Source organism: Streptomyces kebangsaanensis (assembly GCF_001906585.1).
Classification (GTDB): Bacteria; Actinomycetota; Actinomycetes; order Streptomycetales; family Streptomycetaceae; genus Streptomyces; species Streptomyces kebangsaanensis.
The window spans coordinates 2,492-17,325 of record NZ_JUJA01000053.1; the positions used below are offsets into that span (position 1 = coordinate 2,492).

General features: G+C 72.3%; 11 protein-coding genes, 1 pseudogene and 1 riboswitch. Of the genes and pseudogenes, 4 read left to right on the forward strand and 8 right to left on the reverse strand.

Annotated elements, in window-relative coordinates; translation table 11 throughout:
• Positions 1-83 precede the first annotated feature (83 nt).
• The 4 genes and pseudogenes from RH94_RS07505 to RH94_RS07515 all read right to left on the reverse strand — a co-directional run bounded on the left by RH94_RS07505 (position 84) and on the right by RH94_RS07515 (position 3,973).
• A complete protein-coding gene (locus RH94_RS07505; RefSeq protein WP_073946849.1) occupies positions 84-845 on the reverse strand; it encodes a M23 family metallopeptidase in 762 nt (253 codons plus the stop codon).
• Positions 846-857: 12 nt separating this feature from the next.
• Positions 858-1,021: riboswitch (cyclic di-AMP (ydaO/yuaA leader) on the reverse strand.
• Between the two features lie 188 nt (positions 1,022-1,209).
• Positions 1,210-2,128: M16 family metallopeptidase (locus tag RH94_RS07510; RefSeq protein ID WP_234425601.1), on the reverse strand; the 919-nt coding region annotated here is incomplete at its 5' end.
• A 1-nt stretch (position 2,129) separates the two neighbouring features.
• Positions 2,130-2,603 (reverse strand): annotated as a pseudogene (locus tag RH94_RS42670) (M16 family metallopeptidase); the annotation flags it as partial.
• A complete protein-coding gene (locus RH94_RS07515; RefSeq protein WP_073946850.1) occupies positions 2,600-3,973 on the reverse strand; it encodes a M16 family metallopeptidase in 1,374 nt (457 codons plus the stop codon). The pseudogene RH94_RS42670 and the gene RH94_RS07515, both read right to left, overlap by 4 nt.
• 689 nt (positions 3,974-4,662) lie before the next feature.
• Here RH94_RS07515 and RH94_RS07520 point away from each other — a divergent pair.
• Complete coding sequence (locus RH94_RS07520) at positions 4,663-7,119, forward strand: DNA gyrase/topoisomerase IV subunit A (RefSeq protein WP_073946851.1); 2,457 nt, start codon at positions 4,663-4,665, stop codon at positions 7,117-7,119.
• Here the strand turns inward: RH94_RS07520 and RH94_RS07525 are convergent.
• Positions 7,116-8,237 carry a CobW family GTP-binding protein gene (locus RH94_RS07525; RefSeq protein ID WP_073946916.1) on the reverse strand — a complete coding sequence of 374 codons (1,122 nt, stop codon included), beginning with the start codon at positions 8,235-8,237 and terminating at the stop codon, positions 7,116-7,118. The two genes, RH94_RS07520 and RH94_RS07525, sit on opposite strands and share 4 nt — an antisense overlap.
• 233 nt (positions 8,238-8,470) lie before the next feature.
• On the opposite strand from RH94_RS07525, the gene RH94_RS07530 reads away from it, so the two are divergent.
• The 3 genes from RH94_RS07530 (at position 8,471) to RH94_RS07540 (ending at position 11,849) form a co-directional block, all read left to right on the forward strand.
• Positions 8,471-9,412: a sucrase ferredoxin gene (locus RH94_RS07530; RefSeq protein ID WP_073946852.1), complete on the forward strand. Its 942-nt coding sequence runs from the start codon at positions 8,471-8,473 to the stop codon at positions 9,410-9,412.
• 77 nt (positions 9,413-9,489) lie between these two features.
• Positions 9,490-11,172 carry an ATP-binding protein gene (locus RH94_RS07535; protein WP_073946853.1) on the forward strand — a complete coding sequence of 561 codons (1,683 nt, stop codon included), beginning with the start codon at positions 9,490-9,492 and terminating at the stop codon, positions 11,170-11,172.
• A complete protein-coding gene (locus tag RH94_RS07540; RefSeq protein WP_073946854.1) occupies positions 11,169-11,849 on the forward strand; it encodes a response regulator in 681 nt (226 codons plus the stop codon). Before RH94_RS07535 ends, RH94_RS07540 begins: the two co-directional genes overlap by 4 nt.
• A 54-nt stretch (positions 11,850-11,903) precedes the next feature.
• Here RH94_RS07540 and RH94_RS07545 read toward each other — a convergent pair whose 3' ends face one another.
• From RH94_RS07545 to RH94_RS07555, 3 genes are all read right to left on the reverse strand, one after another.
• Complete coding sequence (locus RH94_RS07545) at positions 11,904-12,962, reverse strand: ABC transporter substrate-binding protein (RefSeq protein ID WP_073946855.1); 1,059 nt, start codon at positions 12,960-12,962, stop codon at positions 11,904-11,906.
• An 86-nt stretch (positions 12,963-13,048) separates the two neighbouring features.
• Positions 13,049-13,912 carry an ABC transporter permease gene (locus tag RH94_RS07550; RefSeq protein ID WP_073946856.1) on the reverse strand — a complete coding sequence of 288 codons (864 nt, stop codon included), beginning with the start codon at positions 13,910-13,912 and terminating at the stop codon, positions 13,049-13,051.
• Positions 13,902-14,717 carry an ABC transporter ATP-binding protein gene (locus tag RH94_RS07555; RefSeq protein WP_073946857.1) on the reverse strand — a complete coding sequence of 272 codons (816 nt, stop codon included), beginning with the start codon at positions 14,715-14,717 and terminating at the stop codon, positions 13,902-13,904. Before RH94_RS07555 ends, RH94_RS07550 begins: the two co-directional genes overlap by 11 nt.
• Between the last annotated feature and the right edge of the window lie 117 nt (positions 14,718-14,834).

Here is a 14,834-nt window from a genome sequence, read left to right on the forward strand (position 1 = left end):
CCTGCCGGTCCGGCCGGTCGGGCACCGAAGCCGTGCCGTCCTCCGCGGGCGGCACGGCTTCGCCGTTTTCCGGGCGCGGTGCGTCAGATGTTCACGCCGTGCCCGCGGAGGTAGCCCACGGGGTCGACGTCGGAGCCGTAGTCCGGGGTCGTACGGGCCTCGAAGTGCAGGTGCGCTCCGGTGACGTTGCCGGTCGCGCCGGACAGGCCGATCCGCTGGCCCGGGACGACCGTCTGGCCCACCGAGACGCCGATGGACGACAGGTGGCCGTACTGGGTGTACATGCCGTCGGCCATCCTGATCACGACCTGGTTGCCGTACGCCCCGCCCCAGCCGGCCTGGACGACGGTGCCGGCGCCGACCGCGTGGACGGTGGCGCCGCTCGCGGCGTGGAAGTCGATGCCGGTGTGGGAGCCGGAGGACCACAGGGAGCCGCCGCTCCGGTAGCCGGTGGAGACGTAGGAGCCGGAGATCGGCGACACGAAGGTGTTCAGACGCCTGCGCTCGGCCTCGCGGGCGGCGCGCTCCTTGGCCTCGCGCTCCTTCTTCGCCCGCTCCGCGGCCTGCTTGCGGGCGGCCTCAGCGGCCTGCTTCTGCTCGGCGGCCTGCTTCTGGGCGGCGGCCTGGGCGCCGATCTTCTCGGCGATGCCTGCGCCGATGGTGACGACCGGGGTCAGACCGGTGTCCTCGGGGGCGGGAGCCTCGGAGGCGAGAGCCGGGGAGGCGGCGAGGGTGCCGACGACGCCGGTGGTGGTGGTGAGGGCCGCGACGCCCGCCGCGCGGGCGGTGGTGCGGTGCATCCGGCTGGGCCGGCGGTGCTTCCCGGTGGCGCGGGTGAACGCCATGTAGACGCTGGTCCTTTCCTTCCCTGTCGCCTACCGGGTTAGCTGACAGGTTCGGAGCAGGAAGGTCTCCTACGGACGCCCTCGCACCGCGCGCGGGCGTCCGATTCACCTCAGGGACTGAGTGGGTCCCCGGCTCCCCTGGCTCGCGCCGTACGGGGACTCGGCGATGGCTGTCCGGTGCCGCGGATGCGGCTTACTGCCCGACGAACAGCCGGACCGACGCTAGACGGAGCTGCTTTTCCTTCCCAAACGGAACAGAGGTTTTGTAGCGCAGACCACAGGACAGAAGGGCGGACTCCGTCTCAATTCAGACACCGCGGGGCCCTGGTGACACCAGTCACCAGGGCCCCGCGCGCGCGTGCCGCTACTCGGCCGCCACGACGGTGACGTGGCCGATGCCCAGAGCCTCGACGGGCTCCTTGATCTGCGCGGCGTCACCGACGAGGACGGTCACGAGCCGGTCCACCGGGAAGGCGTTGACGACGGCCGCGGTGGCCTCCACCGTGCCGGTGGCGGCGAGCTGCTGATAGAGCGTCGCCTGGTAGTCGTCGGGCAGGTGCTGCTCGACCTGGTCGGCCAGCGTGCCGGCCACGGCGGCCGCCGTCTCGTACTTCAGCGGGGCCACGCCGACGAGGTTCTGCACGGCGACGTCCCGCTCGGCGTCGGTGAGGCCCTCGGCGGCGAGCTTGCGCAGCACCGTGAAGAGGTCCTGCAGGGCCGGGCCGGTGTTCGGCGTGTCGACCGAGCCGCTGATGGCGAGCATCGCGGCGCCCGAGCCGTCGGGGGCGGAGCGCAGCACCTGGCCGAACGCCCGCACACCGTAGGTGTAGCCCTTCTCCTCGCGCAGGACGCGGTCCAGGCGGGAGGTGAGGGTGCCGCCGAGGCAGTACGTGCCGAGCACCTGGGCGGGCCACACGCGGTCGTGCCGGTCGGGGCCGACACGGCCGATGAGCAGCTGCGTCTGGACGGCGCCGGGCCGGTCGACGACGACCACGCGCCCGGTGTCGTCGGCGGTCACCGGCGGCACGGGACGCGGCTTGGCGGGCGCCCCCGTCCAGGCGCCCAGGGTCTCGCCCAGCAGCTCGTCCAGGTCGGTGCCGGTGAGGTCGCCGACGACCACGGCGGTGGCCGTGGCGGGGCGCACGTGCCGGTCGTAGAAGGAGCGGACGGCCGCCGAGTCGACGGCGCGGACCGTCTCCTCGGTGCCCTGGCGCGGGCGCGACATGCGCGCGGTGGCCGGGAACAGCTCCTTGGAGAGCTCCTTGGCGGCGCGGCGGGCGGGGNGGGGTTGGCCAGCTCGTGCGGGATCTCGTCGAGCCGGTTGCGCACCAGCCGCTCGACCTCGGAGTCGGCGAAGGCGGGCGCCCTGAGGGCGTCGGCCAGCAGGCCGAGCCCCTTGGCCAGGCGGGAGGCCGGGACCTCCAGGCTCAGCCGTACGCCGGGGTGGTCGGCGTGGGCGTCCAGGGTGGCGCCGGCGCGCTCCAGCTCGGCGGCGAACTCCTCGGCGGAGTGCTTGTCGGTGCCCTCGGAGAAGGCCCGGGCCATGATCGTGGCGACGCCGTCCAGGCCGGCCGGCTCGGCCTCCAGGGGCGCGTCGAGGAGCACCTCGACGGCGACGACCTGCTGGCCGGGGCGGTGGCAGCGCAGCACCGTCAGGCCGTTGTCCAGCGTTCCGCGCTCGGGCGCCGGGAACGCCCACGGCCTGGCCTCGCCCGCCTGGGGCCGGGGGTGGAACTCCATCGTGGCGAGCTCGGTCACTTCGCCGCCTCCTCGGTGTCGTCGGTGGCCGCGGCGTCCGCGTCCTGGGCGTCGTCCTGCGCGTCGGCGGTGGTCGGCTCGTAGACGAGCACCGCGCGGTTGTCGGGCCGCAGGCGGGCCTTGGCGACCTCCTGGACCTCCTCCGAAGTCACCTCCAGGACACGCTTGACGGCGGTCAGGGCGAGCTGCGGGTCGCCGAACAGGACGGCGTACCGGCACAGTTCGTCGGCGCGGCCCGCGACCGTGCCGAGCCGGTCCAGCCACTCGCGCTCCAACTGGGCCTGGGCGCGCTCCATCTCCTCGGCCGTCGGGCCCTCCTCCGCGAACCGGGCGAGCTCCTCGTCGATGGCCGACTCGATGACGGGTACCTCGACGTCGCCGGAGGTCTTCACGTCCAGCCAGCCCATGGAGGGCGCCCCGGCCAGCCGCAGCAGGCCGAAGCCGGCCGCGACGGCGGTACGGTCGCGGCGCACCAGCCGGTTGTACAGGCGGGAGGACTCGCCGCCGCCGAGGATGGTGAGGGCGAGGTCGGCCGCGTCGCACGCGCGCGTGCCGTCGTGCGGGAGCCGGTAGGCGGCCATCAGGGCGCGGGCCGGGACCTCCTCCTCGACGATCTCGCGCAGCTGCTCGCCGATGACCTCGGACAGGGAGCCGTCGCGCGGCCGGGGCTTGCCGTCGTGGGACGGGATGGAGCCGAAGTACTTCTCGATCCAGGCGAGCGTCCGCTGCGGGTCGATGTCGCCGACGACCGACAGGACGGCGTTGTTGGGCGCGTAGTACGTCCGGAAGAACTCCCGGGCGTCCTCCAGGGTGGCCGCGTCGAGGTCCGCCATGGACCCGATCGGCGTGTGGTGGTAGGGGTGGCCCTCCGGGTAGGCGAGGGCGGTCAGCCTCTCGAAGGCGGTGCCGTAGGGGACGTTGTCGTAGCGCTGGCGGCGCTCGTTCTTGACGACGTCCCGCTGGTTCTCCATGGACTCGTCGTCCAGCGCGGCGAGCAGGGAGCCCATGCGGTCGGCCTCCAGCCAGAGGGCGAGCTCCAGCTGGTGGGCGGGCATGGTCTCGAAGTAGTTGGTGCGCTCGAAGCTGGTGGTGCCGTTGAGCGAGCCGCCCGCACCCTGGACCAGTTCGAAGTGACCGTTGCCCTTGACCTGGGCGGAGCCCTGGAACATCAGGTGCTCGAAAAGGTGAGCCAGGCCGGTGCGTCCCTTGACCTCGTGGCGCGAGCCGACGTCGTACCAGAGGCACACCGCCGCGACCGGGGTCAGGTGGTCCTCGGAGAGCACCACGCGCAGGCCGTTGGCCAGGCGGTGCTCGGTCGCTGTCAGGCCGCCGGAGCCTGCCTCGGCTGTGGCCGTGTGACCCATGGGCATGTACGTCCCTTCGATCGCGATGGCGGTGTGCGAACCGCCCGTTTCCTGCCAGTCCTGCCACTGTATGCAAGCGCGTGGACCCCTGGCGAAGTTCCCGGAGGCCGTACGCCCAGAGCGAGATCGAAAACGGGGCGGGCGAGCCGTCGGGTGCGCCCCCCGGAGCGCGGGGCGCACCCGGACATTGCGGGGCAGCCGCGACCGGCACCCCACGCGCGCGTGGGACGGGCCGGCCGTTCCGGGACTCCGCGGGCCCGGCCAGGGCCCCCGGGTGCGGAACCGGCCCCGGGGCCGGGGCATCGGACGGCCGCAGCGGCTCCGCAGCGCCGTCCCACGGGGGCGCGCCGTGCCACGGGCGCGGGCGACGGCGGCGTCGGGCGGGCCACCGAGTCCCGGGCCAGGAGGTGCCGCCGGCTCCCGGGCCCGGCGGGCGCCGCCGCCAAAATGCCGCGTGTACGCGGGGCACGCGTGCGTGTGGGACGGGCAACGCGGAGGCGGGGACACCTCAGGACGTGAGGCCGGGCGGCTCTCGCCCGGCACAGCGGTGGCGACGGACACTTCGGGCGCGAGGCCGGTGGTCTCAGTACGGTGGGACCGAGGCCGTGGGGGCGGGGGTGGTCCGGGTTGTCAGTCGGGCGGTCCACAATGGTCCGCGTCAGATCCCGTCACGCTTCAGCAAGGAGCCGGCAGCGATGGCCCGCCGCAGCACGAAGACCCCGCCGCCCGACGACTCGTACGAGGAGAAGATCCTCGACATCGACGTCGTCGATGAAATGCAGGGCTCCTTCCTCGAATACGCGTACTCGGTCATCTACTCCCGCGCCCTGCCGGACGCCCGGGACGGCCTCAAGCCGGTGCACCGCCGCATCGTCTACCAGATGAACGAGATGGGCCTGCGGCCGGAACGCGGGTACGTGAAGTGCGCCCGCGTCGTCGGCGAGGTCATGGGCAAGCTCCACCCGCACGGCGACGCGTCGATCTACGACGCCCTCGTGCGCATGGCGCAGCCCTTCTCCATGCGCGTTCCCCTGGTCGACGGCCACGGCAACTTCGGCTCGCTGGGCAACGACGACCCGCCCGCCGCCATGCGGTACACCGAGTGCCGTATGGCCGCGGCGACGTCCCTGATGACGGAGTCCATCGACGAGGACACCGTCGACTTCGCCCCCAACTACGACGGCCAGGAGCAGGAGCCGGTCGCCCTGCCGGCCGCCTTCCCGAACCTGCTGGTGAACGGCGCGTCGGGCATCGCCGTCGGCATGGCCACGAACATGCCCCCGCACAACCTCAACGAGGTCATCGCGGCCGCCCGCCACCTGATCCGCCACCCGAGCGCGGACCTGGACGCCCTGATGAAGTACGTCCCGGGCCCGGACCTGCCCACCGGCGGCCGGATCGTCGGCCTGTCCGGGATCAGGGACGCCTACGAGACGGGCCGCGGCACCTTCAAGATCCGCGCGACGGTCTCGGTGGAGACGGTGACCGCGCGCCGCAAGGGACTGGTCGTCACCGAGCTGCCCTTCGCCGTGGGCCCGGAGAAGGTGATCGCCAAGATCAAGGACCTGGTCGGCTCGAAGAAGGTCCAGGGCATCGCCGACGTCAAGGACCTCACCGACCGCGAGCACGGCCTGCGCCTGGTCATCGAGATCAAGAACGGCTTCGTGCCGGAGGCCGTCCTGGAGCAGCTCTACAAGCTGACGCCGATGGAGGAGTCCTTCGGCATCAACAACGTCGCGCTCGTCGACGGCCAGCCCCTCACCCTGGGCCTCAAGGAGCTCCTGGAGGTCTACCTCGACCACCGCTTCGAGGTCGTACGGCGCCGCAGCGAGTACCGCCGCGGCAAGCGGCGCGACCGGCTGCACCTGGTCGAGGGCCTGCTCACCGCGCTGGTGGACATCGACGAGGTCATCCGCCTGATCCGCTCCAGCGAGAACTCCGCGGAGGCCAAGCAGCGCCTGATGGAGCGCTTCTCGCTGAGCGAGGTCCAGACCCAGTACATCCTCGACACGCCGCTGCGCCGCCTGACCAAGTTCGACCGCATCGAGCTGGAGGCGGAGAGGGACAGGCTCACGGCGGAGATCGAGGAGCTGACCCGGATCCTGGAGTCGGACGCGGAGCTGCGCAAGCTGGTGTCGGCCGAACTGGCCGCGGTGACCAAGAAGTTCGGCACTCCGCGGCGCACGATGCTGCTGGAGGCGGGCGCCGTCCCGGCCGCCGCGGTGCCGCTGCAGGTGGCGGACGACCCGTGCCGCGTCCTGCTGTCCGCCACGGGCCTGCTGGCCCGTACGGCGAGCGGTGAACCGCTCCCGAAGAACACGGACGGCAAGCGGCACAAGCACGACGTGATCGTCTCGGCGGTCGCGGCGACCGCCCTCGGCGAGGTGGGCGTGGTGACCTCCGCCGGCCGCCTGCTCCGGGTGAACGTCATCGACCTGCCCCAGCTGCCGGAGACGGTCTCGGCGGCGAACCTCTCCGGCGGCGCCCCCCTGGCGGAGTTCGTCACCCTGGAGGACGACGAGAGCGTGGTCTGCCTGACCACGCTGGACGAGTCGTCGCCGGGCCTGGCGCTCGGCACCGAACAGGGCGTCGTCAAGCGGGTCGTCCCCGACTATCCCTCGAACAAGGAGGAGTTGGAGGTCATCACCCTCAAGGAGGGCGACCGGATCGTCGGCGCGGTGGAGCTGCGCACCGGCGAGGAGGACCTGGTCTTCATCACGGACGACGCCCAGCTCCTGCGCTACCAGGCCTCCCAGGTCCGCCCGCAGGGCCGTCCGGCCGGCGGCATGGCCGGCATCAAGCTCACCGAGGGTGCCAAGGTCATCTCGTTCACGGCCGTCGACCCGGCCGCGGACGCGATCGTCGTCACCGTCGCCGGCTCGCGCGGGACGCTGGACGACTCCGTGCAGACGACGGGCAAGGTCACCCCGTTCGACCAGTTCCCGCGCAAGGGCCGGGCGACCGGCGGTGTCCGCTGCCAGCGGTTCCTGAAGGGCGAGGACTGCCTGGCCTTCGCCTGGGCGGGCCCCACGCCGGTCCTCGCCGCCCAGAAGAACGGCAGCCCGGCCGAGCTCCCGGCCGTCGACCCGCGCCGCGACGGCTCGGGCGTGTCGCTGCCGAAGACGGTGGCGGTGGTGACGGGACCGGCCTAGACCGGAGGTTCCTCCGGGTACGGATCCCGGAGGCCGGGTTCCCCGGGCTCGTCTCCCCCGGGGTCCCGCACATGGCGCAGGACGCCCCACATGCCGTGCTCGTCGGCGTGCGGGGCGTCGTCCTCGCACTCCTCCAGCTCCTTGCCGAGGGCGTTCGCGTCGATGCCGGAGCCGATCAGCACGAGCTGGGTGAGGCGGGGCTCGCCGGCCGGCCAGGGGTCGGGATAGAAGCGCAGGAACCGGCCCACGGCGTGCACGGCGTAGCGGTTGCGGGGGTCGTGTGGGCCGAAGTCGACGTATCCCTTGATCCGGTAGAGCCCGCCGGGGCGGCTGTCGAGGAACCGCATCAGCCGGCGCGGATCGAGCGGCACGTCGGCGACGTAGGAGAGGCTGTCGTAGCCGGTGTGCAGGTGTCCGGCGTGGCCGCCGTCGTCACCGCTCTCGTGCAGGTCGTCGAAGGACAGCTGCCCGATACGCTCCTCGTCGGGCCCGCAGTCGAAGAGGAACTCGGGATCGACACGGCCGTAGGAGGCCGGGACGACGGCGGCCCCGTCGACGAGGGACGCCACCAGGTCGAGCACCCTTTCCAGGCCGGCGGCCCGGTCGGCCTTGTTGACGACGACGAGGTCGGCGAGCGCGAGATGCCGGTCGAGTTCGGGGTGGAGCGCGCGGGTGGCGTCGAACTCGGCGGCGTCGACGACCTCGACGAGCCCTCCGTAGACGACCCTGGGGTTGTCGCTGGCCAGCACCATGCGGACGAGTTCCTGGGGTTCGGCGAGTCCGCTGGCCTCGATGACGACGACGTCGATACCGACGGCGGGGTTCGTGAGCCGGTCGAGGTACACGTCCAGCTCACCGGCGTCGACCGCGCAGCACAGACACCCGTTGCCGAGGGAGACGGTGGAGTCGCCGAGCGCTCCCGCGACCGCCATGGCGTCGATCTCGATGGCGCCGAAGTCGTTGACGATCGCGCCGATACGGCTGCCACCGCTGTGGTGGAGGAGGTGGTTGAGCAGCGTGGTCTTACCGGAGCCGAGGAATCCGGCGAGGACGACGACCGGGATCTGCGGCACGGCAGGGATCGGATCCGGGTGCGGACTCGGATCCGGGTGCGGGATCAAATCCGGGTGCGGGCTCGGACTCGGGTGCGGGCTCGGACTCGGGTTCCGGCTCGGCTGGCTCACCGTGCGACCTCTCTCACGCCGACGCGTGCACCGGCTCACGACCGCGGTGCGCGCACGAAGTTGGAATGCCGACCAAGGATACGAACCGCCCGCCGGCGTCCGCCCCGCGGCGGCTCACCCCCGCGGCGGGAGGCCGATCGGCCTCCGGTCAGGTTAGGCTCACCTGTGTGAGTACGTGCTCGACCGTCTCCCGGCAGCTCGACGAGCCGCTGGCCGCCACCGCTCCCGTGGCGACGACGTGGCTGCTGCTGGAGCAGCCCGGCCCGTGGGGTGTCAAGGCGCTCACCGCGAGCCACCTGGACCCCGCTGTCGGCCGCGCGCTGGAGCGGGCCGCGCAGGGCACCGGCGTCCGCGTCGCGCTCATCCGCCGCCCGGGCCGTCACCCCGACCGCGGCACGGCGCCCCTGCGGCGTGTGTACGCGGCCCACACGGTTCCGGGGAACGTATGGCTGCACAGCGCCATGACCGCCGACCCCGAGCAACTGCTCGGCCTCGACTTCGCCGCACTGGGCAGGGGTGACCACCACACCTTCGATGCGGTACTGCAGGGCGCGCCCCACACAGGCGATCCGCTCACGCTGGTGTGCACCAACGGCAAGCGCGACCGGTGCTGCGCCCTCCTCGGCCGCCCCCTCGCGGCCGAACTGGCCTCCTCCGGGGTCCACGGGGTCTGGGAGGTCACGCACCTGGGCGGCCACCGCTTCTCGCCGACGCTCCTCGTGCTGCCGTACGGCTACGCGTACGGGCGGGCCGAGGCGCACACCGTCAAGGACGCCCTGCACGGCGTGCGGGAGGGCCGGGTGGTCCTCGAGGGCTGCCGGGGCCGTACGGCCTGGGAGCGGCCCGGACAGGCCGCGGAGCTGGCCGTGCGGCAGGCGGCGGGCGAGTACCGCGCGGACGCGCTGAGCGTCGTACGCACCGACGGCGCCGCGCCCCGCTGGGAGGTGACCGTCGCCCACGCCGACGGACGCCGCTGGCACGTGACCGTGGTCCAGGAAGCCGGCCGGCCGCCCCAGCCGGAGAGCTGCGGCGCGTCGGTGCTCGGCGGGCCGGCGCGCATGGAGGTGGTCGCCGTCCGCGAACCGGCGGGCACCCGGCTCGCCGGATGACGGCACCGCCGCACAGCCGGAGACCCGCACCGCACCCGCTGAGGCAGTACGCCCCCGTCGACGTACTGTCATGGGCCATGAGTTCTCCGCCTCCCGCACGCCGCCGACTCCGCCTGCCACGACGGATGTTCTCGCAGGTGCTGCTGATGCAGCTGGCGATCGCCGCGGGAGTCACGGTGCTCGCGACCGGGTTGTTCCTCGCGCCGCTCGGCCGTCAACTGGACGAGCAGGCGATGCGCCGCGCCCTCGCCATCGCCGAGACCACCGCCGAGAACCGTCAGCTCGCGCGGGATCTGCGGAACACCGCCCCGAGCGCCGACGAGCCCGTGCAGCAGGAGGCGGAACGGATCCGCGAGGCGACCGGCGCCGAGTACGTCGTGGTGATGGACACGCGGGGCACCCGCTGGTCGCACACCGATCCGCGGCAGATAGGCGAGCCCGTCTCGACCGACCCCGGAGCGGCCCTGGCCGGGCAGAAGGTCATGGAGATCGACACCGGCACCCTGGGACGCTCGGCGCGCGGCAAGGTGCCGCTGTACGACGACGACCACCGCGTCGTCGGGGCGGTCTCGGTCGGCATCGCCTACAACAGCGTGCGCGCCAAGCTGATCGACGCCATACCGGGTCTGTTCGCCTACGCCGGCGGGGCCCTGGCCGCCGGCGCGCTGGCCGCCTGGCTGATCTCCCGGCGGGTCCAGCGGCAGACCAGGGACCTGGCGTTCTCGGACATCGCGGCGCTGCTCGCCGAGCGCGAGGCGATGCTGCACGGCATCCGGGAGGGGGTCGTGGCGCTGGACCGCCGCGGCCGTGTCCGGCTGCTCAACGACGAGGCGCGGCGTCTGCTCGGCATCGGTGACGAGGCGCTCGGCCGCTCGCCCGACGAGGCGCTCGGCGAGGGCCGTACGACCGATGTGCTGGCCGGACGGGTGACGGGCACCGACCTGCTCACCGTGCGCGGGCAGCGCGTCCTGGTCGCCAACCGGATGCCGACCGGCGACGGGGGCGCCGTCGCCACCCTGCGCGACCGCACCGAGCTGGAGCAGCTGGGCCGGGAGCTGGACTCGACGCGCGGTCTGATCGACGCCCTGCGCGCCCAGGACCACGAGCACGCCAACCGCATGCACACGCTGCTCGGACTGCTGGAGCTGGAGATGTACGACGACGCCGTGGAGTTCGTCGGGGAGGTGGTCGGGGACCACCGGGCCACGGCGGAGCAGGTCACCGAGAAGATCCAGGACCCGCTGCTCGCCGCCCTGCTGGTCGGCAAGGCGACCGTGGCGGCCGAGCGCGGGGTCGCGCTGTGGCTGTCGGACCGTACGCGTCTGCCGGACCGGCTGGTCGACCCCGGGGGGCTGGTGACGGTCGTCGGGAACCTGGTCGACAACGCGCTCGACGCCGTCGCGGCGACTCCCCACGCGCGCGTGGAGGTCGAGCTGCGCGCCGAGGGGCGCACCGCCGCCCTCAGGGTGCGCGACACCGGGCCCGGCATCCCGGCGGACCAGCGCGATCTGATCTTCACGGAGGGGTGGTCCACCAAGCGGCCTCCGGCGCACCGCAACCGCGGCATCGGCCTGTCCCTGGTGCGCAGGCTCGCCGAGCGGCAGGGCGGGACCGTGACGGTGGGTGAGGCGGACGGCGGCGGCGCGGAGTTCACGGTCGTCCTGCCCGAGGCGCTCGCCGAGGAGGGGCCGGTCCTCGAATCCGCCCTCGGACCCGCCCTCACCGCCGCCGTCGAGACCGCCGAGGAGGAGTCGCGGTGATCGAGGTCCTGGTCGTGGACGACGACGTCCGGGTCGCGCGCGTCCACGCCGCCTACGTGGAGAGGGTGCCGGGCTTCCGCGTCGCGGGCGCGGCACACAGCGCGGCCGAGGCGCTGCGCCGGCTGGAGGCGCCGCCGCGGCCGGACCTGGTCCTCATGGACCACTACCTGCCCGACGGCACGGGCCTGTCGGTCGTCCAGGAGATGCGGCGCCGCGGCCACCGGACCGACGTGATCATGGTGACGGCGGCCCGGGACGTGTCGACCGTACAGGCGGCGATGCGGCACGGGGCGCTGCAGTACCTGGTCAAGCCGTTCGCCTTCGCGGGGCTGCGGGCCAGGCTGGAGGCGTACGCGGCGCTGCGCCGCACCCTGGACGGCGGCGGGGAGGCCGAGCAGGCCGAGGTGGACCGGATCTTCGGGGCCTTATCGGCACCGTCGGAACCCGGGCTGCCCAAGGGGCACTCCCCCGCCACCGCCGAACTCGTCCGCCAGTGCCTGATGAAGGCCGACGGGCCCCTGTCGGCCCGGGAGGTCGCCGACCGGACCGGGGTGAGCCGGCCGACCGCCCAGCGCTATCTCAAGCTCCTGGAGCGCACGGGACGGGCCGGGCTGACCCTGAGGTACGGCGACACGGGCCGCCCCGAACACCGTTACGTGTGGGCGGCCCGCGCCTGAGGACACGGCTCGTGGAAGGGGGGAAGGAGACCGTGTCCCCCGTGCGTACGGATGTCAGCCGGCGGCCTTCTCGACGAACTCGGTGGTGTACGTCCTGCTCAGGTCCACCTTGGCGTTCTGGATGTTGGGGTTGAACGCCTTGAGCACCTTCTCGACGGTCTCCGGGCCGTTCTGAGGCATCACGCCGTCCTCGGTGAACATCGGCAGCGTGCTCTTGATCGCCTCCGCGTAGAGGGCCTTGTTGCCCTGGGAGTAGTCGGCGGGCATCTTGGCGGCGATCTCGTCGGCGCTGTGGGTGGACATCCACCTGAGCGTCCTGACGAACGCGTTGGCCAGCTTCTGGACGGTCTCCTTGTGGCTGTCGACCCAGTCGGTCTGCATGTACAGGCTGGACGACGGGTACGGGCCGCCGAGCGCCTCCTGCGAACCCTCGGGCGTCCGCATGTCGACGAGGACCTTGCCGGCCTTCTTCTCCAGGATCGTCGCGACGGTCGGGTCGGTCGTCATGCCGCCGTCGATGGAGCCCCTCTCGAGCGCGGCGATGAAGGTCGGTCCCGCGCCGACGGCGACCGGGCTGAACTCGCTGACCTTCACGCCGTTCTTGACCGCGAGGTACTTGGTGAGGAAGTCGGTGGAGGAGCCGAGGCCGGTGACGCCGAGCTTCTTGCCCTTGAAGTCCTTCGGCGAAGTGATCTTGTCGGCCGCCTTGTTGGAGACGACCTCCACCTCGCCGGGGGCGTGCGAGAACTGCACCACGGACTGGACGTTCTTGCCCTTGACCTGCAGGTCCAGGGTGTGGTCGTAGAAGCCGACGGCGCCCTGGACCTGGCCGGAGACGAGCGCGGTCTCGGCCTGGACGCCGGCGGGCTCGCTCAGCAGCTCGACGTCCAGGCCCTCGTCGTCGAAGTAGCCGAGGCGCTGGGTGAGCATGGCGGGCAGGTAGATGACCTTGTCCAGGCCACCCACCATGATCTTGACGTGCTCGCCCTTGCCGCCCCCGCTCCTGCCGGAGCCGGCGGTGGAGCTCGCCGCGTCGTTGGCGCAGGCGGTGAGGGAGGACAGGGCGAGCAGGCCTGCGGCGGCCGACGCCGCGCATCTGACGGTCTTGCGCATGACGGTTCACGTCCTTGTGAGAACTCGTGAGGGCTTGCGGGAAGGCGGTGCGGGAGGAAGGCGACGGTGGGGCGGCGCCGGGCGGTTCAGTCCCCGGAGTCCGCCGGCTTCCAGCGGAAGATGCGGCGCTCGGCGAAGGTGAGCAGTCCCTCGGCGACGAGCGCGACCGCGGCGAGAATGACCATCGCGGCGTACACACCGGCCGCGTTGAAGGTGCCCTGGGACTGCGCGACGAGCAGTCCGATGCCCTTGGTGGCGCCGATGTACTCGCCGACGATGGCGCCGATGAGGGCGAAGCCGAAGCTGACGTGCAGGCTGGTGAAGATCCACGAGGTCGCGGACGGGATGACCACCTGCAGGGTGACCCTGCGGTCGCTCGCGCCGAGGATCCGCGCGTTGGCCACCAGGTTGCGGTCGACCTCCCGGGTGCCCTGGAAGGCGTTGAAGAACACGGGGAAGAAGACGAGGACCACGGCCGAGGCGACCTTGGAGGCCGGTCCGAGCCCGAACCAGATCATGAAGATCGGGGCGAGGACGATCCTCGGGATGGAGTTGAGCACCTTGATGTAGGGGCCGAGGACGTCGGCGAGGAAGGTGACGCGGCCGAGCGCGATGCCGAGGACCACGCCGGCCACCACGCCGAACACCCAGCCGAGCAGTGCCTCGTAGAGCGTGTACCAGATCTGCTCGCCGAGTGAGCCGAGTGCGGTGCCGTGCGTGATCCAGGTCCAGATCTGGTCCCAGATCTTCGAGGGCATCGAGAAGTTGAACGGGTCGATGACCTCGGCCCGGGAGAGCGCCTCCCACAGGCCGAGCACGGCCACCAGCACCAGGGCGCGGGCGGAGCCGACGGCCACCTTGCGCCTGCGGGCGGCGCGGGCCCGGGAGTGCGCGCGGTCCGGGGTCTTGACCGTGTCGACGACCGGCGTGCTGAGCACCTCAGGCGACATGGGCGGCACCTCTTTCGCGGGTGATGCGGACCTCTTCGCCGAGCGACTCCCAGATCTCGCGGTAGATGTCGATGAACTCCGTCCGCAGGCGCACCTGCTCGACCTTGCGGGGCCGGGGCAGGCCGATGTCGAAGACCTGCTTCACGGTCGCGGGACCGGCCGTCATGACCACGACCTTGTCGGCCAGTGCGATGGCCTCCTCCAGGTCGTGGGTGACGAAGACGACCGAGGCGCCCGTGCCCTCCCACAGCTCGAGGAGCTCGTCCGACATCAGCGCCCTGGTCTGCACGTCGAGTGCCGAGAACGGCTCGTCCATCAGCAGGATCTCGGGGTCGTTGACGAAGGTGGCGGCGAGGGCGACGCGCTTGCGCTGACCGCCGGAGAGCTGGTGCGGGTAGCGGTCCTCGAAGGCGGCGAGCCCGACCCGGGCCAGCCAGGCGCGCGCCTTCTCCTTCGCCTCCGCCTTCGGTACGCCGCGGAAGCGCGGTCCGGCCATCACGTTGGACAGCACCGTGCGCCAGGGGAAGGTGGCGTCCTGCTGGAAGACGAAGCCGACCTTGCCGCCGACGCCGCGCACCGGCTCGCCGGCCACCAGCACATCGCCCTCGGTGGGCTCCTCCAGGCCGCTGACCAGGGTCAGCGTGGTCGACTTGCCGCAGCCGGTGGGGCCGACCACGGCCACGAACTCGCCGCGCCGCACGGTGAGGTCGAGGTCCTTCACAGCCGTGTGCAGGCCCCCTGACGGGGTCCTGAACGTCTTGCTCGCGCCCCGCAGTTCGATGACGGGGCTGGTGTCTGCGCTCATGGCCCGGAGGGTAGGTGTGGCCCCGGCCACAACAGCAGTCTTCTGTGCGCAACCCGTTCTTTTGCTCGCAAGCACCTGTTGTGCTCGTTCTGCTCGCGCTACAACAGCGGAGCCGAA